The organism is Streptomyces sp. NPDC001678 (assembly GCF_042892945.1).
In the GTDB taxonomy this organism is placed as follows: Bacteria; Actinomycetota; Actinomycetes; order Streptomycetales; family Streptomycetaceae; genus Streptomyces.
In genome coordinates, this window is sequence record NZ_JBIAUP010000009.1 from 113,931 (window position 1) to 140,903 (window position 26,973).

A 26,973-nucleotide genomic window follows, 5' to 3' on the forward strand; every position below is an offset into this window, starting at 1 on the left:
CCGTTCGGGCCGTTCTCCTGCGGTGCGTTGGGCGGGTATCACGTCGTCTTCCCGGTCGTCTGCGTCTGGCTGTACCGGCTGTACTGGGTGTGCGTCTGGGGTTGCTGGTGCGTGGGCCGGGCAGCCGGCGTGGCCCGGCCCACGGTCAGGGGTGTGTTCCGCTGAGGACGCGCCCGGGTCAGGCGGTCTTGAGGATCTTCGTCACGGTGGCGACGGCCTCGTCGTGGCCCAGGGCGGTGGTGTCGTCCTTGGGCGCCACGCTCCAGAACCAGTTCTTGGCCTTGACGAAGTTGGCGCCGACCGCGACGGTCACGGTGACCGCGGCGGCGGCGGCCGTCACGGCGGCGGCGATGTGGATGACCGCGCCGGCGACGGCGACGAAGGTGCCGCACATCTGGCCGTTCTGGACCGGCTGGGCGGAGCCCTTGGCGTCGCTGGTCTTGACCGTCGACAGCAGCTTGGTCTGCGCGTCGTTGACGGCCGTCTCGACTTTGCGCGGGTCGCCGCTGCGGGCCTTCTTGCCGAAGGCCGCGAAGAAGCCGGGGTACTTGGCGTCCACGGCGTCGGTGACGATCCGGGCCACGCGCGCGGAGTCCTGGGCGTCGCCCTTGGAGAGTTCCTTGCGCATGTCGCTGAACAGCGGGTTCTTGGCGAGCTCGGCGCCGACCCGGCCCTGGCCGAAGAACAGGCCCTGGAAGACGGCCTTGCCGTCCTCGGCGGCGCTCGGGGCCGGCTTCGCGGCCGCGGCGTGCACGGTCCGCGCGTGACCGGCGGAGCTCGGCGCCGCGGCGGCCGTGGCGCCGGTGACGCAGACCGCGGTGGCGGTCAGACCGGCGACGATGCCGGCGGTGCGGCGGGTGATCTTCATGGAGGTTCCCCCTCGGGTGTGGACATGGCGATCCCGCGGCAGGGACGGAGGACACCTGCCGCGGGGCTCGCGATCTTTCGGCCGGAACGTTTCCATTACCGGTGGGTCAGGTCACCGTCCGGCGGGGGTTCCTTATGCGATCTTGATGGAGGGGAACTGCCGTCTTGACAGCGGACGTTCAGGTTCCGTCGGTCAGGGAGGCCCTGATGAGGGCGAGCACGTCGGCGTCGGTCATCCCGAGCGTGCGGGCGTCGGCGACCAGCTGGTGGGCCTGGGCCGCGAGCCGGGCCCGCTCGACGGTCGGTCCCGCGGTGACGACGGCGCCCCGGCTGCGGCGCAGTTCGAGCAGCCCTTCCTCGCGCAGTCGCCGGTAGCCGCGAAGGACGGTGTGCATATTGACGCCGAGGGACGCGGCGACGTCACGGGCGGAGGGCAGGCGTTCGCCCGTGCGCACGGTGCCGTCGGCGATGGCGCCGCGGACGCAGGCGGCGATCTGGTCGCCGAGGGGGAGCGGCGAGGAGGGGTCGACGCGGAAGAGCACGGTCACCCTCCGGCGGCGGTGCGGCGCTCGCGGTCGGCGAGGGTGTTGAGCAGCGCCGCCGCGGTGGCGGCGTCGTCGACGGTCACCACGAACTCGCTGCCGGTCGTCAGCCGGGCGGAGATGGCGTCGCCGGAACGCAGCACGATGCCGCTGGCTCCGGGCCGGGCCCGGTAGCCCCAGCCACCGAAGTCGCGCACGGGATTGACGGTGCGGTGGCCGGCCTCGGCGATCCTCTGCAGCGGCACATTGAGCCGGGGCCAGGGGGCGAGGGAGGGGGTGACGGTGATGCCGCGCCGGTCGGCGGTGACGCGGGCGCCCGTCAGCAGGGCCATGGGGAGGCCGGTGATGAAGAGCGGCAGCGCGGGCATCCACCCGGTGGTCAATCCGATGACGATGCCGGCTGTCGCCACCAGGATGCCGGTGACGGGCAGCACACGGGATCCGGCGACGCGGGTCCAGCCGGCGGTCTCGGAGTCCCCGAGCGCGATGCGCTCGGCGCCGGCGGAGGGGCCGGAGACGGACCCGGTCTCCTCGGCCCTGCCGCAGACCAGCCAGCCCACCGCCGCGTAGCCGGCCGCCGCCGCGAAGGCGAGCGCGGCCTGCGCGCCGGGCAGGGTCACGGAGGAGGCGTCGGTGACGTCGGTGTTGGCCAGCAGCACGGCGACGATCAGCCATCCGGTCAGTACCGCGACGGTGCCGCCGATGACGGCGAGGACGCGCTGGACGCCGGGAGTCGTCCGTATCCAGTGGGCGAGGGCGGCGAAGAGCATGCCGTCGCCGATCAGCACGCCCAGCGCGGTGGCGAGGAAGCCTCCTTGTCCGGAGAAACCGTCGGCGTTCCCTCCCGCTCCGATATGGACGGCCAACCGGTCGGGCAGCCGGTCCCGGACGGACAGGAAGGTCGCCAGGACGGTGGCGACGGCGAGCACGGGCGGTACGGCGGCGACGAGGACGCGACGGGCGTTGAGGGGCGCGGGGTGCGACTGCGACATGGGACTACCTCCACTTGTTCGAGTATGAGTAGAACAAGCGGAGGTAGTTCGGGGAAGGGGCTCGTCTGCTTCCTGACGAGACCCGAACGCCCTTGCTGATGCGTGCGGTTGCCGGCCTGTGCTGTGCGGTGCGGTACGGCGCGTGGTGGCATGTCAGAAGCGCGTCAGGGAAGCGGCGTGTCGCTTGCCCCGGGCCGCCCGGTCGCCTTGGATAGTGCTCGTGAACAGCCACCTGCGCCACGACGACCGGCCGCCTCATACGGCGCTGTCCGGCACCGCGCGCTGCTCACTTCCCGTGCGCTGAGCACATCTTCCCGCGACGACACCGCGAGGCCGCCGAGCGCACCCTCGTGATGTCTGCGCACCTCACCCGGCCCGCCGGTGGACACGTTCACGTTCACGTACACGTTCGCGTGCGCCTCCGCTGACGTCGCCTTTCTGTTCGCACGGCAGCCCGCCATGAGGCGGATCCTGCTGCCGCTTTGCTCGAATTCCCGGAGTGGATTCCCATGTCTTCTGCTGTCTCGCCCGCTCCCAGGACCGTGCTGGTCACCGGTGCCACCTCCGGCATCGGCTGGGAGACCGCCCGGCTGCTCGCCGGCCGGGGGGACACGGTCATCGTGCACGCCCCCGACCGGACCTCCGGCGACGACGCCGTCTCCCGCCTGGTCGCGGCCGGCGTGGACACCCTGCGGCTGCGCCTGGTCGTGGCCGACTTCTCCCGGCTGGACGAGGTCCGCGCCATGGCCGCCCGCGTCGCCGAGGAGCACCCGGTGCTGGACGTTCTCGTCAACAACGCGGCCGTCGTCGCACCCGAGCGGCGCACCGTGACCACTGATGGCAACGAACTCTCCTTCCAGGTCAACTTCCTGGCCGCCTACCTCCTCACCCACGAGCTGTCCGGCCCGCTCAGCGCCCGCCCCGGCAGCCGCGTGGTCAACGTGTCGTCGTCCATGCACCGCACGGCGTCCATCTCCTGGGGCGACCCCCAGCGCGCCAAGCGCTACTCCCGCATCGCCGCCTACGCCCAGTCCCAGCTGGCCCTGACCATCTTCTCCCGCGAGCAGGCGCCGTGGACATCGGTCAGCGTGCACCCGGGCGTGTGCGACACGGCCCTGCTGCCGATGTACGCCCACGAGGGCGACTCCGCCTCGCAGGGCGCCGAGCGTGTCGTACGGCTGTGTGATCCGGCCGCCGAGCTCGTCCCCGGCGCGTACTACGACTGCACCGCCCTGTCACCGGCCGCCCCCGTCGCCATGGAGGAGCGCACGGTACGCCGACTGTGCAAGCTCGCCGACGAGCTGGTCGCCCGGACGGCCTGACCTCCGTAACAACCCTGTATCCGCTACCGGAAGAAGGAACGGCATCCGTGTCCAAGCGCGCCCGTAAGAAGCGAGACCGCCGCAAGAAGAAGTCCAACCACGGCAGCAAGGCCTGCACCTGACCGCAGGTCGTCACCACCGGGGCGGGCGGCGTGGCACCGCCCGCCCCTCGGGTTCTCCGGAGCCGTCATGCCGAACGTCAACACCCTCGACACCCTCCGCACGGCGCCGGCCGCCCGGGCCCGGCACCCCTGGTTCCCCGCCGGCCGCCCGGGTGTCGGAGCCCTGCCCGAACACGCCGCCCGCACCGGCCTGGGCACCTGGTGGACCGACCACCGGGCGCGCCCGACGGCGGCCGCCGTCTCCTGCGCCGGGTACGCCGTCCTCGCCGGCACCCCGCGTACGACGGCCCCGGGGGACCTCGCACATCTGGCCCACTGCTATGTCGTCACCCCGGACTCCTTCCTGCCCGTGCTCGGCCGCGCCTTCACACGGGTCGTCCCCTGGGAACGCATGATCTGGGCCTACGACGATCCGGCGCCCGCCGCCCGGCAGGACCCCGGCCTGCTCGTCCGCCCCCTCGTGCCCGCCGACGCGCCTGCCGTACGGGCCCTGGGCCCCGACCTCGCCTGGATCGCCAGCAGTTGGGGCGGCCCGGCCGGGCTCGCCGCGTCCGGCCACGGCTGGGGGGCCTTCCGCGACCGGCGCCTGCTCTCCCTCGCCGCCACCTTCTTCGCCGGCAGCCGCTACGAGGACATCGCCGTGGCCACCCTGCCGGCCGAGCGGGGCCAGGGCCTGGCCACCGCGTGCGTCCGCGCCCTGTGCGCCGACATCACCGCGCGGGGCCGCGTCCCGTCGTGGACCTGCTCCCGCGACAACCACCCCAGCCGCCACCTCGCGGCGAAGTCAGGATTCCAGCTGATCCACAGCTATGTGCACTACGGGCTCGGAGCGGCGGTCGCTCTCTCCGCTACGACCGGTAGCGGTAGCGGATCCGGCCTCGGGTGAGGTCGTAGGGGCTGAGTTCCACGAGCACCCGGTCGTACGGGAGGATCTTGATGTAGTTCTTCCGGATCTTCCCGCTGATGTGGGCGAGCACCGTGTGCCCGTTCTCCAGTTCAACCTTGAAGGTGGCATTGCGAAGGCACTCGACGACGGTGCCTTCGACGTCTATGCCTCCTGACGATTTCGTCATGGTCTCTCACTTCTTTCGGTTTTCGTTCTGTGGCCGTGCGGTGTGGTGGGACCGGGACTGGGATGTCAGTGGCGGACGAGCTCCAGGGTGCTGCCCGCGCGGCGGGCGCCGATGCCTTCGAAGAGGGCGGTGGCCGCCGCGTTGGACTCGTCCACCTCGGCCCATGCCGAAGCCGTTCCGGAGCGGTGCAGCGAGCCCAGCGCGTGGGCCAGCAGTGCCCGGGCGATGCCGCGGCGGTGGCTGTCGGCGCGGACGGCGATCAGCCCGATCCGTGGCCGCCGGGTCAGCGGCGTCACCCGGACCAGGCCCACGTACTGGTCGAAGTGCCGCGCCACCGCGTACTTCGACAGGTCGGCCACGGTGATCCCCGCCGGGCGGGGCAGTACCTCGGCCGGCATCGTCCGCCAGCCGGCGCCGGCCTCGACCTCGTCGCGGACGACACGGTCCAGAGCCCGCAGCGGGCCCTCCTCCGCCTCGCCGGCGGGGACGATCGTCACGCCCGACGGGGGCCGCACCGAGCCGAGGCCGGTGACCCGCGGATCGGTGGGTACGTGATAGCCCCACTCGCGGCGTGCGGTGGTGAAGCCGGCCCGCTCCCAGGCGGACCTCGAGTCGTGGTCGGCCTCGTCGACGACGGTGTACAGCGGTGCCGGCAGGTCCGTCAGCATCGTTTCGGCGATGCGGTCGAAGACCGCGTCGTGCCATGCGTCGACGCTGACGAAGAGCCGTCCGTCGGGCCGGCGCGAAGCGTCGCCGTGGCCGACCACCCGGTCGTCCTCGACGGCGTGCCACTGTGTGTCGGAAACCCGGGTGACCACGGCGGAGTGGTCGCTCATGGGCGAAGGGGAATGCGTTGAATTCATTGGTGTTGCCTCTCGGGAGTGCCTTGTCTGAGGCGCTCCCGGCGACACCTGCGTCAATCGCCCACCGTGACGAAAAGGGGGAGCACCCACATGGATACGGCCTTCATGGGTCTCACCTCCTCGCGTTCTCTCACGGCTGCCCAGACCGTACCAGCCGCTGGCCGGACGGCCCAACCCGTTTAGACGTCGATGGCTCCGCCGCCGTGTGACAGGCCCTCGTCCTGCGGCGCGTTGACCGGTGGCCGGTTTCACGAATTCCTTTCTCGAACTCGCGACGTGCGTGAAGGACGGCGACACCGTCCGCCTTCCGGCCGACGCCCGGCTCGTTCCCCTGGAAGCGCCGGCCGAGGTGCTGCCCGTGCTCGTGGAACGGATCGGTGAGAGCAACGCCAATCTGGCCGCGTGCCTGGGCCGGTTCGAGGGCCTGCACATTCTCATGTTCTCCTCGCCCGCCATCGACGAGGCGGCCGCGCGGCTGACCGCCGCCGGTGTCCGGCACAGCGGGGTCAACACGGTGCGGCGAGCCGCGCCCCCGGGCGCGGAGGTCCCGGTCGAGACCGTCCGTTATCCGGAGATCAACGGCGCCGTCGAACTCGTCGAGGCGATGCTCTGCGTCGCCGACCCGGAACTGGCGGCGGCCCGGCGGCGGTACGAGACGTACCTCGGCCGGCCGGCGAGACGGGCGGGGCGAGCGGAAACCTGCCGCGCTGCCGGCACTCGTGAGCTGCACCGTCGCCGTACGCGACCTCGCCCTCACCCGCGACCTGCTGCGCCGCAACGGGCTTCCCCTGCGGCAGACGCCGTCCGGCGACGTGTTCGTACCGGCCGGTGCCGCGCTGGGGGCCGCCGTGGTCTTCCGCCCGGCCGTCCCCCCGGCCGTCCGGCCCCGGTGAGGGGCCGGTCAGGGTTCGTACCAGACGACCCCCTCGCCACCGTCCTGGGCGATGGTCTTCGTCATGATGTCGCCGTCCCGCTGGTACTTCGGGTGCTGGGCCAGGAAGCCGCCGATGGACGTCAGCGCCGTCGCGTCGCACACCCCGTCGGTGCGGATGCAGAATCGCTGCACCGGGATGCCGTCGAACTTCTCCGGGCCGGGGCCGGGAGAGGTGAACCCGAAGGCGCTCCAGCCCTTGGGCAGCTTGGCCCAGATGCCGGTGCCCGGCTGCATCGGGTCGGAGTAGAGCTTGCCGCTCACCAGTGAGCGGGGTATGCCGCTCTCCCCCCTCGCTATCGTCTGGAGGACCTGGTCGGCCGCCTGGGCGCCCTGCGAGTAGCCGACGATCGTGAGACGGGCGCCGGGGTCGCGACGGTGGGTCTCCTCCGCGGCGGCCAGCAGATTGCGGTAGCCCTCGCGGACGCTGTCGTCGAAGCTCGGCGCGGTCGGGTCCGGGAACTGGTTGCGGCCGTTGAGCCAGGGGCCGGCACTCGCCGGGTAGCACACCGGGACCGGAATGCCCCCGTCGAGGTGCTTGTCGGCGAACGCGTAGCTGCCGGTGCAGCCGGGCGCGGGCGCCGCCGCGCCGGTGCCGCCCAACTCCAGGTAGTAGTGGTGCGCCGGATCCGCGTGGGCGACCCCGGGCACGGCGGCCGTCATGGCCGCCATGACCGCTGTCGCCGCCCCTGCGACGATCGCCTTCCTCCATCTGCGGGCCAGGGTCATCGCTCTGTTTCTCCTTCTGCTGAGAGTGTTGACACACAACTGCCTTGTGAAGGTTGGAGGTTATGCGCGGTCGTTGACATCGTGATGAAACCGCTCGCCAGGCCGCCGCACGGTGCGGGAAGTCAGCGCGCGCCGCCCCCGCCGAGACGCTCCACCAGGGCCCGGAGGACGAAGAGGTTGGGGATCCCGGGACCTGCGGGGCCCAGTTCGTGCCATGTCCCGTCGACGTCGAGCCGGACAGCTCCCGGCCCGGTCCGGAGCCGCCGGACCCGCGGCCAGCGCACGCGGACCTCTCCCCACCCGATCTCCTCCCCGGTGAGCCGGACGCCGCCGAAGGCCAGGCACTCGCCCCTGGCGAGCGCGGCCAGCGCCCGGGGCAGTTGGGCGCGGACGACGCCCTGCTCGATCTCGGACCACCATTCCGGCGCCTCGCCCCGCTCCGGCCCGTGGCGCAGCACGACCCGCTCCCCGTCGACGTCGGTGACCGCGCAGGCCTCGCCCGCGGCTTCCGTCCGGAACACGGAGGTCGTGTCGTAGCGGACGACGTGGATCCGGCCCTTGACGGCGACCGTCATCCCGTTCTCGTACAGGTCCAGTCGCGCGGCGTCGCGCGCGTTCGCCGCCCCGGCGGACCCGCCGTGCCGGACGAGCGCCAGCAGGGCTTTCACGTGCGCCGTGCGTGCGGTGCGTGCCGTGCGCGCGGCCGCCGCGTAGGTGGCACGCCGCCTGCCGAGGCGCTCGCGGCCGGCCGCCGCCGAGATCCTCGCCAGCAACAGCTCCTCGCCGCGCGTACGCCGCGCCGGGTCGCTCACCGCGTGGTTCCGGTGAGACCGAGGCGGATGCCGTCCCCGCTGTCGTCCCCGCGCAGAATCGTCCGGTGCGTCTGCCGCAGCAACCGGCCCGGAGAGACCCCCAGCTCCTCCGCCAGACGGCGGCGGGTGCGGTCGTACACGGTCAGCGCGTCGCCCTGCCGGCCGCTGAGGTACAGCGCGCGCATCAGCATCACGGCCACGGGCTCGTTCAGGGGCTGCGTCACGGACAGGGCCGACAGCTCGGCGACGGCTTCGGAGTGCTGGCCCAGCCGCAACTGCCAGTCGAGCTTCCGCTGCACGACGACGATCCTGCGCTCGGTGAGCCGCAGCCGCTCCAGCTCGGCGAACGGCCCCGGCTGGCCGGCCAGGGGCTCGCCGCGGAACAGGTCCAGCGCTTGGGAGCAGGCGCGGACCGCCTCGGCCAGATCGCCCGCCCGCTCGGCCACGCCGGCCGCGGTGACGAGTTCCTCCACCTGCGCCACGTCCACGCTGACCGCGCCGGGGAGCAGCCGGTAGCCGCTCCGGTCGCGCTCGATCACCGAGTCCGGGTCGCCTCCCGTGCGCAGGATCTTGCGCAGCCGGTAGATGTACACCGGCACCACGTTGGTGTTCGGGGGCTCCTCGCCCCACACCCCGTCGGTCAGTTCCTGCCGGCTGACCGACCGGCCCGCGCACAGGGCCAGCGTCGCCAGGACGGCTTGCTGGCGCAGGTGCCCCAGGTCCAGGTGCTGTCCGTCGCGCCATGCCCGCAAGGGGCCGAGGACGGAGATCCGTAAGCGCGGTCCGGGCACCTGCCGGGCGGCCACGGCCGGTCGCGGCGCTCGTCCGGGTTCCGGGCTCGTCGCCTGTCTCCGGGGGCCTCGGCCGGGGGCGACGAGGCCGCAGTCGAAGGCGTGGACGATGGCGGCGGCCCGGTCGCGCAGCCCGAGCGCGGTGAGGATCCGCGCGAGGTGCCCGGCCACGGCCTCTTCGGGGATGGCGAGGGCGGTGGCGATCTCGTCGTCCCGCAGGCCGCAGCCGACCGCGTAGAGGACGTCCCGTTCCTGGCGTCCGAGTGTGGTGACGGCCGGTCGGCCGGTGGTCGTGGTGATCGGCATCGTGGCTCCCCGTGAGTCGTGCCGCTTACCGCGGCGGATCACCGTCGAAGGTGGCCCCGGGGTGGGCGAACGGACAGGCCAAGGGACCGGCCGTATGCGGCCGGTGGCCGCGCTAGAGTCCGTCAGCTGGGGAAACACTTGTCCGAGGGGTCTGAGAGGTCCGAGGGGGAGGCCGTGATCTGTGGCCAGTGAGTTCAGCACGCTGTTACGGCGGCTGCGGCGCGACGCGGGAATGACTCAGGAGGCCTTGGCGGAACGTGCCGGGGTGGGCGTGCGCACCATCCGCGGCCTGGAGACCGGCGAACGCGCGGACCCCAGGGTGACCACGGTGCGGCGGCTGGCCGACGCGCTCGGGCTGGCGCCGGCGGAGAGCGAGGAGCTGCTGGCCGCCGCCGTCAGCCGGCCCGGGGCGCCGGGCCGGCCGGACGGGCGGTCGGACGGCCGGTTCGACGGGGGGCCTGACAGCCTGTCCGACGGTCGGGCCGGCCACGCCGAACCGGCCATGGGGAGACCGGTTTCGGCCGAACGGTCCGCCGGGTCGTCGGCCCCCGTGGAACCGGCCACCGGGCAGCCCGTACCGGCCGAGTGGCCCGCCAGGCAGCCGGCCCCCGCCGGACCGGCCATCACCCGGCCCCCCTCCGCGCTGCGGGACGTCCTCGCCGACGTCGCCGAGCAGCTCGCGCACGCGGTGGCCGCGCGGTGGCAGCGGGAGGAGGAGCAGCGGCAGGTGCACGATCCGTATCCGTTGCCGGTGTGCTGGCGGGCGGGGGCGGAGGAGCTGACCGATCACTGGGCCAACATCCGGCGGCTCCCCGCCGGAGGGACGCACGGGACGTCAGGGGCCCCCGGGCCGTTGGAGCTCGGCGGGCGGCTGGACGAGGTCGTGGACGTGTACCGGCGGATCCCCTCCGGGCGGCTGGTCGTGCTGGGGCGGCCCGGTTCCGGGAAGTCGATCCTCACCACGCGGTTCGTCCTGGACCACATCACGTCGAGGACCCGCACCGACCCCGTACCGGTGATCTTCAGCATCGGCGCCTGGGACCCCACCGCCATCACGTTCCGGGACTGGCTGACCGCGCAGCTGATCCGCGATCACCCCGGGCTCGCCGCCCCGGCGCCCGGCGGGCCGAGTCTGGCCGCCGCGCTGGTCGAGGCCGGCCGGGTGCTCCCCGTGCTCGACGGCTTCGACGAGATCGCCGCAGGCCTGCACCGCCCCGCGCTGGAGGCGCTCAACGCCACCACGCTTCCCCTGCTGCTGACGAGCCGTCCGGCCGAGTACGCCACGGCCGTGGCGGAGACCGACGTGCTCACGTCCGCCGCCGCGGTGGAGCTGACGGACCTCACCCTGGACGACCTGGCCGACTACCTGCCGCGCACCACGCGCAAGGCCCGCGGCGGGGACGCCGCGACGACCGCGTGGCACCCCGTGCTGAGCGCGCTGCGCGAGCGGCCGCGCGGCCGGGGCGCCGAGCAGCTCGCCGCGGTGCTGACCACCCCGCTGATGGTCACGCTCGCCCGCGCCGTCTACAGCGACACCCCCGGCCGCGACCCGGCCTCGCTCCTCGACACCCACCGGTTCGGCGGCCCCGGCGAACTGGAGGACCACCTTCTCGACACCTTCACCGCCACCGCCTACCGCCTCCGGCCGGAGCACCACCCGGACAGCGGTACGCGCCGCGGCTTCGACCCCGAACGCGCCCAGTACTGGCTCGGCTACCTCGCCCACCACCTGACCCGGCTCGACACCCCCGACCTGGAGTGGTGGCGGCTCGGCTCGGGGCTGCGCCGCCCGGCGCGCACCCTGGTGACCGCGCTGCTGACCTGTCTGGTCGTCGGGGTCGTCGACTGCGTCGTCGGCACCCTCTTCGACCCCCTCCGCTTCCAGATCGCGGAAGGGCTGACGACGGGGTTCCTCTCCGGGGTCATCTGTGCCGTCGCCTACTGGTTCCTGGTCGCCGCCAGGAGCGCGGCGGTGCCCCCGTCCGGTGTGCGCGTGAAGGTGTTCGGCAGAGCCGCCGCGCCCGGCCGGAGGACCGGCGCCCGTGTCGTGCTGGGGTTGCTGTGCGGGCTCGGCTTCGGCTTCGGCTACGGTTTCGAGCACGGAGTGCTCAAGGGCCTCCTCTGGGGCACCGGCCCCCTGGCCATGCTGTTCTTCGGCCTCTACGACGGGGTGTTCTTCGGGGTCGTGTTCATGCTGGGAGGCGCCACCCTGGGGCTCCTGGCCCTCCTCGAGACCCCGCTCGACATCAGGTCGGCCGTCAACCCGGCCGGCCTGCTGCGCACCAACCGCCGGACGGTCATCGCCCAGGTCCTCGTCTGGGTACCCGTCTTCGGGCTGCTGACCGGCGTCGGGTCCGCGCTGGCGGTCCCGCTCATGTCGGTGTTCCTGGGCCCGCTCGTATGGTCTCCCGAGTCCTCGGTCAAACTCGGCCTCATCAGCGGGCTCTGCGGCGCCCTCGGCTATGCCCTCACCCTGACCGCCTGGGGCCAGTGGGCCGTGTTCTCCCGGATCTGGCTGCCGCTGACGGGCAGGCTGCCCTGGGCCGTCGTGGCCTTCCTGGAGGACGCCTACCGGCGGGGTGTGCTCCGTCAGGCAGGCGCGGTCTACCAGTTCCGCCACGCCCGCCTCCGGGACCACCTCGCCCGCACCTACCGGGCCCGCGGCACCCGATGACGGCGCCGCCGCCCCGCCCTCGTCACGCGGCGCCGAACACCACCGCCGAGTTGTGGCCGCCGAAACCGAAGTTCTGCTTGACGGCGACACCGATCGGGGCGGGGCGGCCCACGAGCGGGGTGTAGTCCAGATCGCAGCCGGGATCGGGGTTGTCCAGGTTCGCGGTGGGCGGTACGTACTTCTCCCGGATCGCGCGCAGCACGCCGACGCTCTCCAGGATCCCGCTGGCGCCGCACGCGTGGCCGATGACCGACTTGGGCGCGGTGATCGCCACGCGTCGCGCGTGCGCGCCGAACGCCTGCTTGATCGCCGCGGTCTCGGCCCGGTCGCCCTGCGGCGTCGAGGTGCCGTGCGCGCTGACCAGGTCCACGGCGCCGGTGTCGAGGCCGGCGTCGGCGCAGGCCAGCTCGATCGTCCTGGCCGCCACCGCGCCGTCCGCGCGCGGCGCCACGGGGTGGTGGGCGTCGCAGGTGGACGCGGCGCCGAGCACCTCGCCGTGCACGGTCGCGCCACGGCGCAGCGCGGAGCGCTCCGACTCCAGGACGAGCACGGCGGCGCCCTCGGCCGGGACCATGCCGTCCCGGTCGCGGTCGAACGGCCGTGACGCGGCCGCCGCCTGGGCCGCGGGCCGCTGGGAGAGCGCGTCCAGCAGGCGGAACGAGGCCAGGGCCGGTGTGTCCAGCCAGCTCTCCACACCGCCGACGAGGACCACGTCGGCGGTGCCGTCGCGCACCGCGCGCAGGCCCGCCCCGATGGCGTCCGTCGAGGCCGCGCAGGCGGTCGAGAGGGTGAGCACCGGGCCCGTTGTGCCCAGTTCCTGGGCGACGAGCCCGGCGGCCTGGTTGGGCAGCAGCCGGAGCATTCCCAGCCGGTCCATCCGCGGCCACCCGCTCCGGTTCAGCACGGTCACGAGCCGCGCGGTCTCGTCGAGCCCGCCGCCACCGGTGCCGATGTACAGGGCCCCCGGCGGCGTGCGCAGTCGCGCGTCCTCCCGTGCCTTCATCGCCGCCGCGAACAGCAGTTGCTGGAAGCGCGAGGTGCGGCGGACCTGCTGGGCGGACATGTGCTCGCGGGGGTCGAACCCGCGGATCACGCCGCCGACCTGGCAGGGCGACGGCTGTCCGAGCTCCAGCGCCGAGGTCGCGGGCCGCCCCGAGGCCAGGGCGTCCCACAGCTCGTCCGGTGTGCCGCCCGCGCACGACTCGACGCCGATGCCGGTCACCAGCACGCGATGGCGCGCCGCCGCCCGGGGTGTCACCGCGCCCCCGCCATCGCGTCGGCCACGTCCCCGACCGTGTGGAGGTCGGCGATCCGGATGCCGGTGTCGGCCAGCTCGACCCCGAATTCCCGCTCCAGGACGGTGATCAGCTCCAGTGCCTCCATGGAGTCGAGGCCGAGCACCGGCTGTTCGGGATCGGCCGCGTAGAACAGCGCGGAATCGCGGGTGATGGCCGTTCCGGGTTCGCCCAGATCAGGCCGGATGCCGGTGATGGCCCGGGTCACCACGTTCCATACCTCGGTCATGACGAATTCCTTTCGGGGCTGTTTCACGGCCGGGTGGCGGAGAAGTAGACGCAGCGCCGCGTGATGGTGAACGGGGTGCGCTCGTACAGTTCTCGCAGCGTTTCGGTGAGCAGTTCCGCGGCGGTGTGCCGCGCTACCCCGGGTAACGCGGCGGTGGCGAACATCGGGGTCGAGCACAACGCGGTGAGAAAGCGCGGGCCGAGGGTGAACGCCCGCTCGTCGGTGACGACATCGGTGAATCCGGCCGCCGCGAGCGCGGCCTGGTAGTCCTCGGCGGTCCTGCGCAGCCCCGGGGGCCGGCCGGCGACCGAGCGGGCCGGCGGGAGCCCGCGCTTGCGGGCGGTGTCGCGGGCCGTGCCGACCAGCTCGGCGTACCGCGGCAGATCGGACGGGGACTCCGCGCCCGAGTAGAACGCCGAGTTGAACACCAGACGCCCGCCGCCGGCCAGGACCCGCCCGATCGCGTCGAGCGCCTCGGTGAGGTCCGGGACGAGATGGACACAGTTGGCCAGCACGACGACGTCGAAGACGTCCGGCGGGAACAGGTGGGAGACGGAGGACGCGTCCCCCTCGGCGAACCGGGCCCGGTCGCCCAGCCGGGCCCGCGCCGCGTCGAGCAGCGCCGGGTCGGGGTCGACGCCGGTCAGGGCCATGGCCGGGTCGCGCAGCAGCAATTGCTCGCTGACGGCCCCGTCCCCGCACCCCACGTCGAGGACGGCCGGTGCGGAGCCGGCCGGGACCAGGTCGAGCAGCGCGCGGTTCAGCTCGGCGTATTCCGGGTCGCGGCGCAGCGCGGCGTAATCCGAAGGCGGTTGCGCGTCGCCCGTGAACGGGGCGGGCCCGGTGTCCGCTCGTGCATTCATGAATTGACCCTCCGTCGGTGCGGCCGGAAAATGCCGCGGTGCGGATCGAATGACGGGGGCAGACGCTAGCAGCGCCTTTGACGGGCAACAAGGGAAAGCCTTCCCCGGGTCGGCGGCCCAGCCTTCGTGATCAGCGAAAACATCGCTTCTTCATCTTTGTTTCATCGCGCCCGGATAGCTTCCGCAGGCCGCACCGGGGATTTATGGAGGAGCGAATTGGAATTCATGGAATTGGGCGACAGCACGGTTCCCGCCGGCCGGCTGGTGTTCTGGACGCCGACCGCCCCGGCCTCCGCCTGGGCCGACGACCCCCGGGCGCCCGCGCTCGTCCACGAGCACCATGTGCGTACGGCGGCCGCCCGGGGGCCGGGGCACAGGGACCCGGCCTGGATCGGGGTGTCGTTCGGCGTGGGCCGGGCCGGCTGGCAGCGGGTCGGTGCCGCGTTCGCGGCCTGGCTGCGCGGGCACGAGCACCTGCGCAGCCATCTGGTGCCGACCCCCGGGCGCTGTGCGCGCCGTACGCTCCCGGCGGGCGCCGTCACGCTGCGACAGGAGGAGGTCGGCGTCTTCGCCGACGGCGCCTCGGTCCGGCGGCAGATCGAGGCCTTCTTCGACCGGAGGGCCGATCCGCTGGGCTGGCCGCAGGTGGTCTTCGCGACGGTCGAGGACGCGGGCGGTACGACGGTGTTCGCCGGGGCGGATCACGGCGTCATGGACGGCTATACGCTCGCCATGGTCCCGGGACAGATCCGCGACGCCCTGGCCGGCCGCGCCGGGGACGCCCCCGGGCCGACCTTCCTGGACTTCGGGGCCGAGGAGCGGAGCCTGGTCGGCCGACTGCCGGCCGGGCCCGAACACACGGCTCCCTGGCGGACCCTGCTCGGTGACGCCCGTGGTGGGACGCCCGCCTTCCCCCTGCCCCTCGGCGCGTCCGAGGCGCCGGACGCGCAGCGCAGTGCCTATCGCTGGCTGCTCGACGCTCCGGCGGCCGGCAGGTTCGCCGCCGCGTCCCGCGAGGGCGGCGGCACGACCGCCGCCGGGCTGCTCGCCTGCCTCGCGCTCGCCGCCGCGCGGGTCGCGGGGGAACGGCACCTGTCCGTGGTCGGCCTCGCCAACGCCCGGCCCGACCGGTGGCGTACGGCCCCGGGCTGGTTCGTCGGCCTCCACCCGGTGCGGATCCCGGCGGCTCCCGGGGCGGCCTTCGCCGACACGGTCGCCCACGCCGCCGCCGAACTGCGCCGGCGCGGGCCGGGACCGGGCAGTTCGCTGCCCCACCTCAGCCGGATACTGCGCCGGGAGATCCACCCCCGCTTCGTCGTGTCCTATCTCGACGTGCGCCGTGTGACGGGCACCCCGCCCCTGCCGGGGGACACGATGCTGCGCAGCCGGATCCACGGCCCGGCCGAGGTGTACGTGTGGCTGACCCGGAGCGATCGCGGCGTGCACCTGTCGGCGCGCTTCCCCGACACGGCCGTCGCGCGCGCGAACGTCGGACGCTTCGTACGGGCCGCCGCGCACGCCGCCACCCGCGCCGCCGAAGGCCGCAGGCCGGCCGAGGCCGTACCCGCGCCCGCCTAGTCCTTGGAGAAGGAGATCCCCTGTGCGTATGACCGAGATCCTCGACTGGCGGCCCCGGCCGGGCGAAGTGGTGGAGTTCGAGCCGGTCACCGACCGGGCGCCCGTACCGCACGACGTCCCCGCGTCGCACTTCCAGCGGGCGCACCTTCGGCTGGCGGCCGCCAACCGCGCCGCCGGACGGCGTCAGTCGCCCTGGGTGGCCATGGCGTTCGACCTGGAGGGCCGGGCCGATCCCGACGCGCTCGCCGAGGCCTGGCAAGGGCTCGTGCGCCGGCACGAGGCGTTCCACACCTGGTACGAGCCCGGCGGGCCCGGGGCCGAGGACCTGACCGGGTTCCGGATACCGCCCGAGTCCCTCACGGTGCGCCCCGTGCGCGTGGGCGACTTCACCCGCGGGGACGATCTCCGCGCCCGTCTCCACCGGCGGATCGACGAGCGGACCTCGGCGGGCCGGCTGGGCATGCTGGCGGGAGTGATCCGCCGGGACACGGCGTCCACGGTGTATTTCGCGATCGACCACGCCTACACCGACGGCCACTCCCTGGCGCTGCTGTTCCACGAGCTTCGCGCCCGCTACCACGCCGCCCGTACCGGCGCCCCGGCCGACCTGCCGCCGGCACCCGGGTATCTGGACCTCAACCGTCGTGAGCGGCGACGCTCCGACTCACTCACGAAGGCCTCGCCGGAGCTCGCCGCGTGGTCGGAGTTCCTGGCCGTGAAGGACGGCGGCTTCCCCGCCTTCCCCGTCGAACTGGGCAACGACACCGGGGAGCTGCTGGCCGGCACCCGCCTCGAGTACCCGGTGTTCACCGGTGACGAGGCACGCGCCTTCCGCGCCCATTGCGCCCGGCACGGCGGCGGACTGGGCGCGGGCTTCTTCGCCGCACTGGCCCTCGCGCAGTGGGAGTTCACCGGCAACGACGTCTACCGCGTGCTCACCGCCGTGTCGACCAGGGCCTACCCCCGGCTGCTCCGCGCGCACGGCTGGCTCGTCAACCTCGTGCCCTTGCTGTTCCGGTTGCCCGCCTCGCCGACCCTCGCCGGCACGATCACCGTCGCGCAGCAGGGCTTCCAGCGGGCCCGCGAAGGATACGACGTCCCGCTGCACCGGGCGCTCGAACTGCTTCTCGAAGACGGTGACGTCCCCGACATCCCGCCCATGGCGTCCTATTTGGACGGACGGTCCGCGCCGGGCGCGCGGGACTACCTGGCCGCCGACGCGACGGTCCTGACCGGGCCCGACAACGCCGGCGGGGTGTCGTTGTGGCTGAACTGGTTCCCCGACCGGGCCGACCTGGTGGTCAGCATGCCGGACACCCCGCAGGCCGCGGCGGGCGTGCCGAAGTACCTGGACCGGGTCAGGGAGATCATGCTCACCGCGGCGGCCGGCTCGCCGCGCGGCCCCGGCCGGCTGGGCCCCGGCACCGGACGGCGGGTGGTGGAGGGGGCGTGAATCCGGTCCCGTAGGGCAGGAGCCCGCTGACCCGATCGGCGGCGCTCTCCCTGCGCACGCGTACGCCCGGTGCCACGGTGAGTCCGGGAGGCGGAGGTGGGAGCGATTCTCCCGGGGAGTCCCCGGTGAGGCCCGCACGAGCACGCCCGAAGGGAGAACCATGTCCGCCAAGGTGTCCGACCACCTCCTCCAACGCCTGCGCGAATGGGGTGTCCAGCGGGTTTTCGCCTATCCGGGTGACGGGATCAACGGGCTGCTGGCCGCGTGGGGCCGCGCCGACGACCAGCCCCGCTTCATCCAGGCGCGCCACGAGGAGATGGCGGCCTTCGCGGCCGTCGGCTACGCGAAGTTCTCCGGCGAGGTGGGGGTGTGCGCGGCCACCTCCGGGCCGGGCGCCATCCACCTGCTCAACGGGCTCTACGACGCCAAACTCGACCACGTGCCCGTGGTCGCGATCGTCGGCCAGACCAACCGCAGCGCCATGGGCGGCTCCTACCAGCAGGAGGTCGACCTCCACACGCTCTTCAAGGACGTCGCCTCGGACTTCTGCGAGGTGGTGACGGTCCCGGAACAGCTGCCCAACGTCCTGGACCGGGCGCTGCGCACGGCGCGGGCCAAACGGACCGTGACCGCCCTGATCATTCCGGCGGACGTCCAGGAGCTGGACTACTCCCCGCCGACGCACGCGTTCAAGATGGTGCCCTCCAGCCTGGGGGCTCCCGCGTACGCGCCGGTGCCGGCGGACGAGGAGATCGCCCGGGCCGCCGAGTTGATGAACGACGGCGAGAAGGTGGCGATCCTCGTGGGCCAGGGCGCCCGGGCCGCCCGGCCGGAGATCGAGCGGCTCGCCGACGTCCTCGGCGCGGGCGTGGCCAAGGCGCTGCTGGGCAAGGACGTGCTGCCCGACGACCTGCCGTATGTGACCGGCGCGATCGGGCTGCTGGGCACCCGGCCCTCGTACGAGATGATGCGCGACTGCGACACGCTCGTCGTCGTCGGCTCGAACTTCCCCTACACCCAGTTCCTGCCGGAGTTCGGGCAGGCGCGGGCGGTGCAGATCGACATCGACCCGTTCATGGTGGGGCTGCGCTACCCCTTCGAGGTCAACCTCGTCGGCGACGCCCGCGAGACGCTCACCCGGCTGCTGCCCCGGCTGAAGCCGAAGAAGCACGGCGGCTGGCGGCACGGCATCGAGAAGGGCACCGCCCGCTGGTGGGAGGTGATGGAACGGCGCGCCGCGGTCGACGCGGATCCCGTCAACCCCGAGTACGTCGTCCACGCCCTGGACGGCCTGCTGCCCCACGACGCGATCATCACGGCGGACTCGGGGTCGGCGGCCAACTGGTACGCCCGGCACCTGCGGATGCGCGGGACCATGCGCGGCTCGCTCTCCGGCACGCTGGCGACGATGGGACCGGGGGTGCCCTACGCGATCGGTGCCAAGTTCGCCCACCCCGACCGGCCCGTCATCGCGCTGGTGGGCGACGGCGCCATGCAGATGAACGGCCTGGCCGAACTGATCACGGTCGGCAAGTACCACCGCGAGTGGCAGGACCCCCGGCTGGTCGTCGCCGTCCTGAACAACCACGACCTCAACCAGGTCACCTGGGAGATGCGGGCCATGTCCGGCGCCCCGCAGTTCCTGCCCTCGCAGGCCCTCCCGGACGTGCCCTACGCGGACGTGGCCCGCTCCTTCGGCCTCGACGGCGTGCGCGTCGAGAAGCCGGACGGGGTCATCGGCGCGTGGGAGCGGGCGCTCGCCGCCGAGACGCCCTTCGTCATCGACTTCCGCACCGACCCGGCCGTACCGCCCATCCCGCCGCACGCCACCCTCGACCAGATCGAGGCCGCGGCGGCCTCCGTCGTCAAGGGCGACAGCGACCGCGGCGCCATGGTGCGGCAGGGGTTCAAGGCGAAGATCCAGGAGATGCTGCCCGGCGGCTCCAAGCACCGGGCGCCCGGGGCGGGGGAGGGGCCGTGACGCCGCGTGCGCGGGGCTCCCGGAACCCGTTCGAACCGGCCCGGATGGTGCGCGACGTCCGCCACGGCCGCTTCGAACGCTCCCTGTCCCTGCTGACGGCGGCGGGCTCGCTCCTCACCGCCGCGGAGATCTACCTGGAACACGACCGGGCGAGCTTCGGCAACCGTGTGATGTGGTGGCCGGTGGCGCTGGGCCCGGTCGGGGCGGCCGCCGGCGTCGCCGGGTTCCTGAGCGAACGGATGGCGCGCACCGCGCTGCCGCTCGCCTCGGCGGCCATCGCCGCCAACGGCCTCCAGGGCACGTACCTCCACGTACGGGGCATCGCCCAGAAGCCCGGCGGCTGGTCACTGGCCCGCTACAACATCGAGACGGGCCCGCCGCTGTTCGCCCCGCTGCTGGTGACCATGGTCGGCGGCATGGGGCTGCTGGCCGCGCTGCTGCGCAGGGAGCGATGACCCGTGGCGCGCGAGGGAGGGCGCGGGGGCCCGTCGGCGACGACTCCGGGCCGTCGCCCCTCCCGGTTCGCCGGCTACGACGTCCTCGCGCAGGCCGGCACCTGGGACGCCACGACCTCGGCCGTCGTCCACGCCCGCACGGCCCGGCAGCCCGAGTCGCGGTTCTTCACCCTCGCCGAGGAAGCCGTGGCCACCGTGCTCTTCGACCATCTGCTGGCCCAGTGGGACGACCCGAGGGTGCCGGTGCTGGAGATGATCGACGCACGGCTCGCCGAGCGGCAGACCGACGGGTGGCGGTTCGAGAACATGCCCGAGGACGACACGGCGTGGCGGCTCTCGCTGCGCGCCCTCGACGACGACGCGCGCGATTGGGACGACGCCCCTTTCGCCGAGCTGTCACGGGAGCGGCAGGCCCGTCTGATCGAGGCCGTCCGCGACAGGGGCCCGGACCGCTGGCGCGATCTGACGGCGGGTCATGTATGGGGGCTGTGGACGCGCTACACGGTCACCGCCTTCTACTCCCACCCCTGGGCCTGGAACGAGATCGGCTTCCGGCAGAGCGCCTCCCCCCTGGGCCGGGTGCGCGAGCGTAACGCCTCCGCCTGGCTGCTCCCGCGCGGCGACGCCCGCTTCGACCGCGAACTCGTCGACGGCATGCGGCGCTTCGACGACCGCGACGAGGTGGACCTCGTCGTCGGCTGCGGCGTGGGCGGCTCGACCGTCCACTTCGCCGGCTACGCCCCCAGGTTCCACCCCTCCGACTTCCGGACGTACACCGAGGACGGCGTGGGCGCCGACTGGCCGCTGGCCTACACCGACCTACGGGCCTCCTACGAGCGGATCGAGCAGGAGCTCCCGGTGGCCGGACAGTACTGGCCCTGGGGCGACCCCCACCCCTACCCGCACGCGCCGCACCCCGTGGGCGGCAACGGCGAGGTGTTCCTGCGCGGCGCCGCCGCCCTGGGCATCGAGGCCCGGGTGGGGCCGGTCGCCATCACCAACGGCCGCTTCGGCAACCGTCCCCACTGCGTCTACCGCGGCTTCTGCCTCCAGGGCTGCAAGGTCAACGCCAAGGCGTCCACCCTGATCACCCATGTACCCGACGCCCTCGCCCACGGCGCCGAGATCCGCGCCCAGTGCATGGTCACCGGCGTCGAACTGGACGACCGGGGCCGCCTGGCCACCGGCGTCCGGTACGTCCGCGAGGGCCGCGAGCGCTTCCAGCACGCCCGTACGGTCGCCGTCGCCGGATACTCGATCGAGACGCCACGCCTGCTGCTGAACTCCACCGGCCGCCGCTTCCCCGACGGCCTGTGCAACGACCACGACCTCGTCGGCCGCTATGTGATGGTGCAGGGCGCGCCCCAGACCTCGGGCCGGTTCACGCAGGAGGTGCGGCCCTACAAGGCGCCACCGCCCGAGGTCACCAGCGAGGAGTTCTACGAGACCCGGTCCGACCGGCCCTACCGGCGGGGCTTCTCCGTCCAGAACGTCTCGCCCCTGCCCATCGTCTGGGCCGAGCATGTGGCGGCGCAGGGCCACTGGGGCGAGGACCTGCGCCGCCACATGCGCGACTACGTCCACTGGGCCCCCCTCGGCGCCCTGTGCGAGCTGCTGCCGCTGCCCGGCAACCGCGTCACCCTCGCCGGGGAGAAGGACCGTTACGGGCTGCCGGTGGCCCACTTCAGCTACAGCCAGTACGAGAACGACAAGCAGGTGATCAAAGCGGCGGAGGCGGTGATGGAGGGCATCCTGCGGGCCGCCGGGGCGAGCGAAGTGATGACCATCAACCGGTACGCCCACCTCGTCGGGGGCTGCCGCATGGCGCGCGACGCGGAACACGGTGTCGTGGACGCGGACCTGCGCACCTTCGCCGTGCCCAATCTGCTCCTCACGGACGGCATCGTGCTGCCCACCCAGGGCAGCGCCAATCCCGCGCTGACCATCATGGCGCTTGTGGACCGCGCTGCCGGAAGGCTGGCCGCCGGGGCGCGCGCGGGCCTCCGCTCCCCGGTGGGGGACAGGTCATGACCCCGGCGGTGAGTGGTGTGGAGACCGCCGTCTGCACCGTCCCCACGGACGGGCCGGAAGCCGACGGAACCCTGGCCTGGAACTCGACGACACTCGTCCTCGCCACCGTCCGCTCCGGCGGCACCACCGGCCTCGGCTACACCTACGGCGCGCCGGCCACGGCCGACGTGATCGCCGCCGAGCTCGCCCCGCTCCTCACCGGCCACAGCGCCTGGGACATCCCCGCCGCGCAGGAGGTGATGAGCCGGGCGGTGCGCAACACGGGCCGGCCGGGGCTGGTCGCGGGCGCGATCTCCGCCGTGGACATCGCCCTGTGGGACCTCAAGGCCCGGCTGCTGGACCTGCCCCTCGTACGGCTCCTCGGCGCCCACCGGGCGCGGGTGCCCGTCTACGGCAGCGGCGGCTTCACCACGTACGACGACGAGCGGCAGGACCGCCAGCTCCGGCTCTGGGCCTCGGAATCGGGCATCCCGCGCGTCAAGATCAAGATCGGTGAGGACCGCGGCCGGGGGGAGGACCGCGACCGGCACCGCGTCGCCCGCGCACGCGGGAGCATCGGGGACGCGGTGGAGCTCTACGTCGACGCCAACGGCGCCTACACCCGCAAACAGGCCGTCCGCGTCGCCCGGTACCTCGACGACCACGGCGTCACCTGGTTCGAGGAACCGGTCTCCTCCGACGACCTCCCCGGCCTGGCCCTCGTCCGCGCCGCGACAGCCCTCGACGTGGCGGCCGGCGAATACGGCCACTCCCTGCCGTACTTCGGCGGAATGCCGGCCGCCGGAGCCGTGGACTGCCTCCAGGCCGACGCGACCCGCTGCGGCGGCCTCACCGTCTGGCTGCGCGCCGCCGCCCTGGCGGAGGCCCGCGGACTCCACCTGTCGGCGCACTGTGCCCCCCACGTCCACGCCCACATGGCGGCCGCCGTGCCCAACCTGCGGCACGTGGAGTGGTTCCACGACCACGTCCGGATCGAGAACCTGTTCTTCGACGGGACCCTCGACCCGGCGGGAGGCGTCATCCACCCCGGCGAGGACGGCACCCCCGGTCACGGCCTGACGCTGCGGAACGACCGGGCCGGCCCGTACCGCGTCCGCTGACCCCACCGCGCGTGACAGCGCGTATCCCGACGGACTCCGACCCACCTCGCGAGAAAAGGGCAGACACATGCACGAGACGGCCTCGGCCGAGCCCGCCGCGCCGCTCGCGCCCGGCCCCGGGGCCGGCACGAAGGGGCTGCGGGCCGGTGCCCTGGGGCTGTTCTCCTCGGTCGCCATGGGCATGGCCTCCACCGCTCCGGCGTACAGCCTGGCAGCCACCCTCGGCCTGATCGTGGCCGGCGTCGGCCTCCAGGCCCCGGTCATCACCATGCTGGCCTTCGTCCCGATGCTGCTGATCGCGTACGCCTTCCGGGAGCTCAACGCGACCGACGCCGACTGCGGGACCACCTTCACCTGGGCCTCCCGCGCCTTCGGCCCGCGCGTCGGCTGGATGGGCGGCTGGGGCATCATCGTCGCCGACATCATCGCCATGGCGAACCTCGCGGAGATCGCCGGCATCTACGGCTTCCGGCTGCTCGGGTACGACTCGCTCGCCGGAAGCCGGCTGTGGACCACCGTCGCCGGGATCGCCTGGATCGCCGTGACGACCGCCGTCTGCTACGTGGGCATCCAGGTGTCGGCCGTCCTCCAGTGCTGGATGGTGTGCGTCGAGGTCCTGGTGCTGGCCCTGTTCGCGGTCACCGCCCTGGTCAGGGTCTACGGCACCGGCGCCCCGCCGACGTCGCTCCCCGTCTCCGCCTCCTGGTTCAACCCCCTCCACGTCCCCTCCGCCAAGGCCCTGACCGAGGGCATCCTCGCCGCGGTCTTCATCTACTGGGGCTGGGACACCGCCGTCGCGGTCAACGAGGAGACCGCCGACAGCAGGAGCACCCCCGGGCGGGCGGCGGTCGTCTCCACCGTGCTCCTCCTCGTCGTCTACGCCCTGGTGGCGACCTCGGCGCAGGCCTTCGCCGGGATCGGCGCCGACGGCACCGGCCTGGGCAACAAGGCCAACTCCGGCGACGTCCTCTCCGGCCTGGGCGGCGCCGTCTTCGGCACCCGGGGCACCGGCTGGTTCCTCACCAAACTGCTCATCTTCACCGTGCTGACCTCGGCGGTCGCCTCCACCCAGACCACGATCCTGCCCCTGGCCCGCACCGTCTTCTCCATGGCCGCCCACAAGGCCTGCCCCTCACGCTTCGCCCGGGTGCACCAGAGGTTCCTCACCCCGACCTGGTCGACCGTCGGCGTGGGCGTGGTCTCCATCGGATTCTTCGCCCTGCTGACCGTCATCAGCGGCGACGTCCTCGCCGACTCCATCAAGGCCGTCGGCCTCGCCATCGCGTTCTACTACGGCCTCACCGGCTTCGCCTGCGTCTGGCACTACCGCGCACTGCTCACCCGCAGCCCACGGGACCTCCTGTACAAGGGGGTGCTCCCCGGGCTCGGCGGGCTCATGATGCTCTGCCTGTTCTGCTACGCGGCCTTCGACGTCTACGCCGACCCGGCCTACGGCGCCACCTCCTTCGACCTGCCGGTCATCGGACGGACCGGCGGGGTGAGCGTCGTCGGCCTCGGCGCCCTGCTGACCGGCATCGTCCTGATGCTGGTCATCACCCGGGAGCACACCGCCGCGCTCAGCCTCCAGCGCGGCCTGCTGCCCGACCACCTCCCCGCGCTGACCGGCGTCGAGACGGCCAGCCGCTATGTGCCCGCCGACAGCCGCTCCGGGGTGGGCGGCGACTGGTTCGACGTCATCCCGCTGTCGAGCACCCGGGTCGGCCTGGTGGTCGGGGACGTCATCGGCCACGGGCTGAGCGCCGCCGCCACCATGGGCCGGCTGCGCACCAGCGTGCGCGTCCTGGCCCGGCTCGACCTCCCACCGGACGAACTGCTCGCCCGCCTGGACGACGTCGTCGGGCAGACCGCCGAGGAACGGGCCGCCGAGGAACGGGCGCGCGGCCACGGCCGGAACGGGCCGGGGACCGGCCGTGACGAGGCCCTCGGGGTCACCTGCCTGTACGCGGTGTACGACCCGGTGACCGGGCGGTGCAGCATGGCGCGCGCGGGACACTCGCCACCCGCCGTCGTCGACCCGGCCCGCGGCGCCGTCAGCTACCCGGACCTCCCGGCGGGCCCGCCCCTGGGCCTGGGCGGCGCGCCCTTCCAGAGCACGGACCTCCAACTGCCCGCCGGCAGCCTGCTCGCCCTGTTCACCGACGGGCTCGTCCAGACCCCGGACCATGACACCGAGACCGGACTCGGCCTCCTCACCCGCGTCCTCACCCACTGCGACCGCCCCCTGGAGGAGCTCTGCGACCGCACCGTCGCGGCCCTGCTGCCCGGGCCGGTCGACGACGACGCCGCCCTCCTCCTCGTCCGCACCCGGATGCTCGGCGAACACCAGGTGGCTGTCTGGGAACTGGACGCCGAGCCCGCGTCCGTCGCGGACGCCCGGGACGCCACGACCCGCCGGCTGCGCGAATGGGGGCTCGACGACCTGTCGTTCACGACCGAACTGATCGTCAGCGAACTCGTCACCAACGCCGTCCGCTACGCCGCCGGCGGACCGGTCCACGTCCGCCTGATCCGCGACCGCAGCCTCGTCTGCGAGGTCTCCGACACCGGCCACACCTCGCCCCACCTGCGCCACGCCGCCGTCGACGACGAGGGCGGCCGGGGCCTGTACATCATCGCCCAGATCACCCAGCGCTGGGGCACGCGCTACACCCCCACCGGCAAGACCATCTGGACCGACCAGCCCCTGCCGACGGCGGAGTGAGGGCTACTGCCGGCTCCCGAAGTCCTGTGTCCAGAAGGGCCCTTCGGGCGTCGTGTTGACACCGACGCCCACCTCCTCGAAGGAGCAGTCGAGGATGTTCTCCCGGTGGCCCGCGCTGCGCATCCACGCGTCCATCACCGCGGCCGGGGTCGCCTGGCCGCGGGCGATGTTCTCCCCGTAGGCGTCCCAGCGATAGCCGGCGGCGGATATCCGGGTCCCCGGTCCCGCGCCGTCGAGACCGGTGTGGCTGAAGAAGTGCTCCCCGGCCATGTCGTCGGAGTGCTTCTGGGCGGCGGCGGTCAGCTGGGGGCTGAGCCGCAGCGGAGCGCAACCGGCGGCCTGACGACGGGCGTTGGCCAGGGTGACGACCTGCTGCCGCAGGGCTGCTGTCCTGGGGTCGGACTTGGCAGGTGCCGCCTGGGCGAGGCCGCCGACGGTGACAACGGTGGCGAGGGCGAATGAGGCCGGCCCGAGGACGTGGATCGCCGGACGAGGGCGCACGAGGACTCCCGGAGGTCGAAGCCGGCCCTTCGCGGGAGAAGCGGGAGAAGCGTGAGAACGGGACGGGCGAAGCGGCCGGAGCGGCGTGAGGGCGGTTCCAGCATTCCCGACGTTCCGGGTCCGGTGAACCGGCGTTCCGCCGCTGACGGGGGCGCGAGGCGGGGCCCGTGCGGGACTGCGTGCGGTGAGGGCGCCCGGTGCGACGGCTGCGGCACATGTGGTCGCGGGCCGGCTCAGGTCTGGCTGTCGCGCCTCAGCTTCGCGGCGCGCTCGACAGCCTTGAGAGCCCGGTCCAGGGACTCGGCGGTGCCCCGCCTCGCCTCGCGCATCGCCAGCTCTTCCAGCTCCGTGATCTCCTGGGACCTGTGGGCGGCATCGGGCGACGCCGCCTTCTCGTCCGCTCCCTTGCCGCGCTCGTCCTCGTCGCGCTTCTTGCGCTCCGCCATGACCATCACTCCATTGACAGGGGGCCGTGGTCACACGATCGCGGCCCAGATGAGCACAGTGACGGCGAAGATCAGCACCAGGGCGCCGATGACGAACACCGGCCCCTTGGCCCAGCCCCGTGTCATGTCGTCGCGCGGGCCGATGCCGCCGGTGCTGTCCTCGCCGGGCGGGGTCTCACCGGGCGGCACCCCGGCACCCGGCTCCGGGCCGGGGGTGCGTTCGGGTTCGGGATCGTTGGTCATGATGGTGCCCCGTTTCCTCGGTGCACGGGCCCGTGCGGGTCCGGATCCTGTG

The 26,973-nt window shown here is 73.3% G+C and carries 25 protein-coding genes; 11 read left to right on the top strand and 14 right to left on the bottom strand.

Annotated features, from left to right (window positions below; genetic code table 11):
• Positions 1–178 precede the first annotated feature (178 nt).
• The 3 genes from ACFYZR_RS20160 to ACFYZR_RS20170 form a co-directional block, all read right to left on the bottom strand.
• Positions 179–868 (bottom strand): hypothetical protein, encoded by a 690-nt coding sequence (locus ACFYZR_RS20160; protein WP_391912060.1) that lies wholly within the window; start codon positions 866–868, stop codon positions 179–181.
• A gap of 178 nt (positions 869–1,046) precedes the next feature.
• Positions 1,047–1,409: a GntR family transcriptional regulator gene (locus ACFYZR_RS20165; RefSeq protein WP_391912373.1), complete on the bottom strand. Its 363-nt coding sequence runs from the start codon at positions 1,407–1,409 to the stop codon at positions 1,047–1,049.
• Between the two features lie 2 nt (positions 1,410–1,411).
• Positions 1,412–2,401 carry a DUF1648 domain-containing protein gene (locus ACFYZR_RS20170; RefSeq protein ID WP_391912062.1) on the bottom strand — a complete coding sequence of 330 codons (990 nt, stop codon included), beginning with the start codon at positions 2,399–2,401 and terminating at the stop codon, positions 1,412–1,414.
• Positions 2,402–2,910: 509 nt separating this feature from the next.
• On the opposite strand from ACFYZR_RS20170, the gene ACFYZR_RS20175 reads away from it, so the two are divergent.
• Positions 2,911–3,723, top strand: a complete 813-nt coding sequence (locus ACFYZR_RS20175) for an SDR family NAD(P)-dependent oxidoreductase (RefSeq protein ID WP_391912064.1) — start codon at positions 2,911–2,913, stop codon at positions 3,721–3,723.
• A 189-nt stretch (positions 3,724–3,912) separates the two neighbouring features.
• Positions 3,913–4,731: a GNAT family N-acetyltransferase gene (locus tag ACFYZR_RS20180; protein WP_391912066.1), complete on the top strand. Its 819-nt coding sequence runs from the start codon at positions 3,913–3,915 to the stop codon at positions 4,729–4,731.
• Here the strand turns inward: ACFYZR_RS20180 and infA are convergent.
• On the bottom strand, positions 4,694–4,918 hold the full coding sequence (infA, locus tag ACFYZR_RS20185) for a translation initiation factor IF-1 (protein ID WP_391912068.1): 225 nt from the start codon (positions 4,916–4,918) through the stop codon (positions 4,694–4,696). The two genes, ACFYZR_RS20180 and infA, sit on opposite strands and share 38 nt — an antisense overlap.
• Before the next feature lie 65 nt (positions 4,919–4,983).
• The gene (locus ACFYZR_RS20190; RefSeq protein ID WP_391912077.1) at positions 4,984–5,781 is read right to left on the bottom strand and encodes a GNAT family N-acetyltransferase; all 798 of its coding nucleotides are present in this window, start codon (positions 5,779–5,781) and stop codon (positions 4,984–4,986) included.
• A 719-nt stretch (positions 5,782–6,500) separates the two neighbouring features.
• Here ACFYZR_RS20190 and ACFYZR_RS20195 point away from each other — a divergent pair.
• Positions 6,501–6,674: a hypothetical protein gene (locus tag ACFYZR_RS20195; RefSeq protein WP_391912079.1), complete on the top strand. Its 174-nt coding sequence runs from the start codon at positions 6,501–6,503 to the stop codon at positions 6,672–6,674.
• 8 nt (positions 6,675–6,682) lie between these two features.
• Here the strand turns inward: ACFYZR_RS20195 and ACFYZR_RS20200 are convergent, their stop codons facing one another.
• The 3 genes from ACFYZR_RS20200 to ACFYZR_RS20210 all read right to left on the bottom strand — a co-directional run bounded on the left by ACFYZR_RS20200 (position 6,683) and on the right by ACFYZR_RS20210 (position 9,350).
• Positions 6,683–7,441: a PE-PPE domain-containing protein gene (locus tag ACFYZR_RS20200; protein WP_391912081.1), complete on the bottom strand. Its 759-nt coding sequence runs from the start codon at positions 7,439–7,441 to the stop codon at positions 6,683–6,685.
• A gap of 122 nt (positions 7,442–7,563) precedes the next feature.
• Positions 7,564–8,253 carry a hypothetical protein gene (locus ACFYZR_RS20205; protein WP_391912083.1) on the bottom strand — a complete coding sequence of 230 codons (690 nt, stop codon included), beginning with the start codon at positions 8,251–8,253 and terminating at the stop codon, positions 7,564–7,566.
• Positions 8,250–9,350 carry a BTAD domain-containing putative transcriptional regulator gene (locus ACFYZR_RS20210; protein WP_391912085.1) on the bottom strand — a complete coding sequence of 367 codons (1,101 nt, stop codon included), beginning with the start codon at positions 9,348–9,350 and terminating at the stop codon, positions 8,250–8,252. Before ACFYZR_RS20210 ends, ACFYZR_RS20205 begins: the two co-directional genes overlap by 4 nt.
• 247 nt (positions 9,351–9,597) lie before the next feature.
• Between ACFYZR_RS20210 and ACFYZR_RS20215 the strand changes: the two genes are divergently transcribed.
• The gene (locus tag ACFYZR_RS20215) at positions 9,598–12,024 is read left to right on the top strand and encodes an NACHT domain-containing protein (protein ID WP_391912087.1); all 2,427 of its coding nucleotides are present in this window, start codon (positions 9,598–9,600) and stop codon (positions 12,022–12,024) included.
• Positions 12,025–12,046: 22 nt separating this feature from the next.
• On the opposite strand, the gene ACFYZR_RS20220 is transcribed toward ACFYZR_RS20215, so the two are convergent.
• Genes ACFYZR_RS20220 through ACFYZR_RS20230 form a run of 3 tightly spaced genes read right to left on the bottom strand, consistent with a single transcriptional unit; the run spans position 12,047 to position 14,411 of the window.
• Positions 12,047–13,282 (bottom strand): beta-ketoacyl-[acyl-carrier-protein] synthase family protein, encoded by a 1,236-nt coding sequence (locus ACFYZR_RS20220; protein ID WP_391912089.1) that lies wholly within the window; start codon positions 13,280–13,282, stop codon positions 12,047–12,049.
• Positions 13,279–13,548 carry an acyl carrier protein gene (locus ACFYZR_RS20225; protein ID WP_391912091.1) on the bottom strand — a complete coding sequence of 90 codons (270 nt, stop codon included), beginning with the start codon at positions 13,546–13,548 and terminating at the stop codon, positions 13,279–13,281. The genes ACFYZR_RS20220 and ACFYZR_RS20225 overlap by 4 nt, the downstream gene beginning before the upstream one ends.
• A gap of 23 nt (positions 13,549–13,571) precedes the next feature.
• On the bottom strand, positions 13,572–14,411 hold the full coding sequence (locus tag ACFYZR_RS20230; protein WP_391912093.1) for a class I SAM-dependent methyltransferase: 840 nt from the start codon (positions 14,409–14,411) through the stop codon (positions 13,572–13,574).
• 225 nt (positions 14,412–14,636) lie between these two features.
• Between ACFYZR_RS20230 and ACFYZR_RS20235 the strand changes: the two genes are divergently transcribed.
• The 7 genes from ACFYZR_RS20235 to ACFYZR_RS20265 all read left to right on the top strand — a co-directional run bounded on the left by ACFYZR_RS20235 (position 14,637) and on the right by ACFYZR_RS20265 (position 25,731).
• A complete protein-coding gene (locus ACFYZR_RS20235) occupies positions 14,637–15,989 on the top strand; it encodes a hypothetical protein (protein ID WP_391912095.1) in 1,353 nt (450 codons plus the stop codon).
• Between the two features lie 28 nt (positions 15,990–16,017).
• A complete protein-coding gene (locus ACFYZR_RS20240) occupies positions 16,018–17,442 on the top strand; it encodes a condensation domain-containing protein (RefSeq protein WP_391912375.1) in 1,425 nt (474 codons plus the stop codon).
• A gap of 160 nt (positions 17,443–17,602) precedes the next feature.
• Positions 17,603–19,423 carry a thiamine pyrophosphate-requiring protein gene (locus ACFYZR_RS20245; protein WP_391912097.1) on the top strand — a complete coding sequence of 607 codons (1,821 nt, stop codon included), beginning with the start codon at positions 17,603–17,605 and terminating at the stop codon, positions 19,421–19,423.
• Positions 19,420–19,878 carry a hypothetical protein gene (locus ACFYZR_RS20250; protein ID WP_391912099.1) on the top strand — a complete coding sequence of 153 codons (459 nt, stop codon included), beginning with the start codon at positions 19,420–19,422 and terminating at the stop codon, positions 19,876–19,878. Before ACFYZR_RS20245 ends, ACFYZR_RS20250 begins: the two co-directional genes overlap by 4 nt.
• A gap of 3 nt (positions 19,879–19,881) precedes the next feature.
• Complete coding sequence (locus ACFYZR_RS20255; protein ID WP_391912101.1) at positions 19,882–21,909, top strand: GMC oxidoreductase; 2,028 nt, start codon at positions 19,882–19,884, stop codon at positions 21,907–21,909.
• Positions 21,906–23,009 carry an enolase C-terminal domain-like protein gene (locus tag ACFYZR_RS20260; RefSeq protein WP_391912103.1) on the top strand — a complete coding sequence of 368 codons (1,104 nt, stop codon included), beginning with the start codon at positions 21,906–21,908 and terminating at the stop codon, positions 23,007–23,009. The genes ACFYZR_RS20255 and ACFYZR_RS20260 overlap by 4 nt, the downstream gene beginning before the upstream one ends.
• A 67-nt stretch (positions 23,010–23,076) precedes the next feature.
• Complete coding sequence (locus ACFYZR_RS20265) at positions 23,077–25,731, top strand: SpoIIE family protein phosphatase (RefSeq protein WP_391912105.1); 2,655 nt, start codon at positions 23,077–23,079, stop codon at positions 25,729–25,731.
• A gap of 3 nt (positions 25,732–25,734) precedes the next feature.
• Here the strand turns inward: ACFYZR_RS20265 and ACFYZR_RS20270 are convergent, their stop codons facing one another.
• The 3 genes from ACFYZR_RS20270 to ACFYZR_RS20280 form a co-directional block, all read right to left on the bottom strand.
• Entirely contained in the window at positions 25,735–26,232 is a 498-nt protein-coding gene (locus ACFYZR_RS20270) for a CAP domain-containing protein (protein WP_391912107.1), read from the bottom strand.
• Positions 26,233–26,465: 233 nt separating this feature from the next.
• Positions 26,466–26,678, bottom strand: coding sequence for a hypothetical protein (locus ACFYZR_RS20275; RefSeq protein ID WP_391912109.1), 213 nt, complete (start codon positions 26,676–26,678; stop codon positions 26,466–26,468).
• Positions 26,679–26,708: 30 nt separating this feature from the next.
• Positions 26,709–26,921: a DUF6480 family protein gene (locus ACFYZR_RS20280; protein ID WP_391912110.1), complete on the bottom strand. Its 213-nt coding sequence runs from the start codon at positions 26,919–26,921 to the stop codon at positions 26,709–26,711.
• Between the last annotated feature and the right edge of the window lie 52 nt (positions 26,922–26,973).

What these genes read in the sequence shown, in the direction of transcription:
- ACFYZR_RS20180 (WP_391912066.1), top strand. Translation starts at nt 3,913, where the DNA reads ATGCCGAACGTCAACACCCTCGACACCCTCCGCACGGCGCCGGCCGCC.
- ACFYZR_RS20275 (WP_391912109.1), bottom strand. Translation starts at nt 26,678, where the DNA reads ATGGCGGAGCGCAAGAAGCGCGACGAGGACGAGCGCGGCAAGGGAGCG.
- ACFYZR_RS20190 (WP_391912077.1), bottom strand. Translation starts at nt 5,781, where the DNA reads ATGAATTCAACGCATTCCCCTTCGCCCATGAGCGACCACTCCGCCGTG.
- ACFYZR_RS20260 (WP_391912103.1), top strand. Translation starts at nt 21,906, where the DNA reads ATGACCCCGGCGGTGAGTGGTGTGGAGACCGCCGTCTGCACCGTCCCC.
- ACFYZR_RS20245 (WP_391912097.1), top strand. Translation starts at nt 17,603, where the DNA reads ATGTCCGCCAAGGTGTCCGACCACCTCCTCCAACGCCTGCGCGAATGG.
- ACFYZR_RS20280 (WP_391912110.1), bottom strand. Translation starts at nt 26,921, where the DNA reads ATGACCAACGATCCCGAACCCGAACGCACCCCCGGCCCGGAGCCGGGT.
- ACFYZR_RS20235 (WP_391912095.1), top strand. Translation starts at nt 14,637, where the DNA reads ATGGAATTGGGCGACAGCACGGTTCCCGCCGGCCGGCTGGTGTTCTGG.
- ACFYZR_RS20175 (WP_391912064.1), top strand. Translation starts at nt 2,911, where the DNA reads ATGTCTTCTGCTGTCTCGCCCGCTCCCAGGACCGTGCTGGTCACCGGT.
- ACFYZR_RS20225 (WP_391912091.1), bottom strand. Translation starts at nt 13,548, where the DNA reads ATGACCGAGGTATGGAACGTGGTGACCCGGGCCATCACCGGCATCCGG.
- ACFYZR_RS20210 (WP_391912085.1), bottom strand. Translation starts at nt 9,350, where the DNA reads ATGCCGATCACCACGACCACCGGCCGACCGGCCGTCACCACACTCGGA.
- ACFYZR_RS20200 (WP_391912081.1), bottom strand. Translation starts at nt 7,441, where the DNA reads ATGACCCTGGCCCGCAGATGGAGGAAGGCGATCGTCGCAGGGGCGGCG.
- ACFYZR_RS20160 (WP_391912060.1), bottom strand. Translation starts at nt 868, where the DNA reads ATGAAGATCACCCGCCGCACCGCCGGCATCGTCGCCGGTCTGACCGCC.
- ACFYZR_RS20230 (WP_391912093.1), bottom strand. Translation starts at nt 14,411, where the DNA reads ATGAATGCACGAGCGGACACCGGGCCCGCCCCGTTCACGGGCGACGCG.
- ACFYZR_RS20170 (WP_391912062.1), bottom strand. Translation starts at nt 2,401, where the DNA reads ATGTCGCAGTCGCACCCCGCGCCCCTCAACGCCCGTCGCGTCCTCGTC.
- infA (WP_391912068.1), bottom strand. Translation starts at nt 4,918, where the DNA reads ATGACGAAATCGTCAGGAGGCATAGACGTCGAAGGCACCGTCGTCGAG.
- ACFYZR_RS20265 (WP_391912105.1), top strand. Translation starts at nt 23,077, where the DNA reads ATGCACGAGACGGCCTCGGCCGAGCCCGCCGCGCCGCTCGCGCCCGGC.
- ACFYZR_RS20240 (WP_391912375.1), top strand. Translation starts at nt 16,018, where the DNA reads ATGACCGAGATCCTCGACTGGCGGCCCCGGCCGGGCGAAGTGGTGGAG.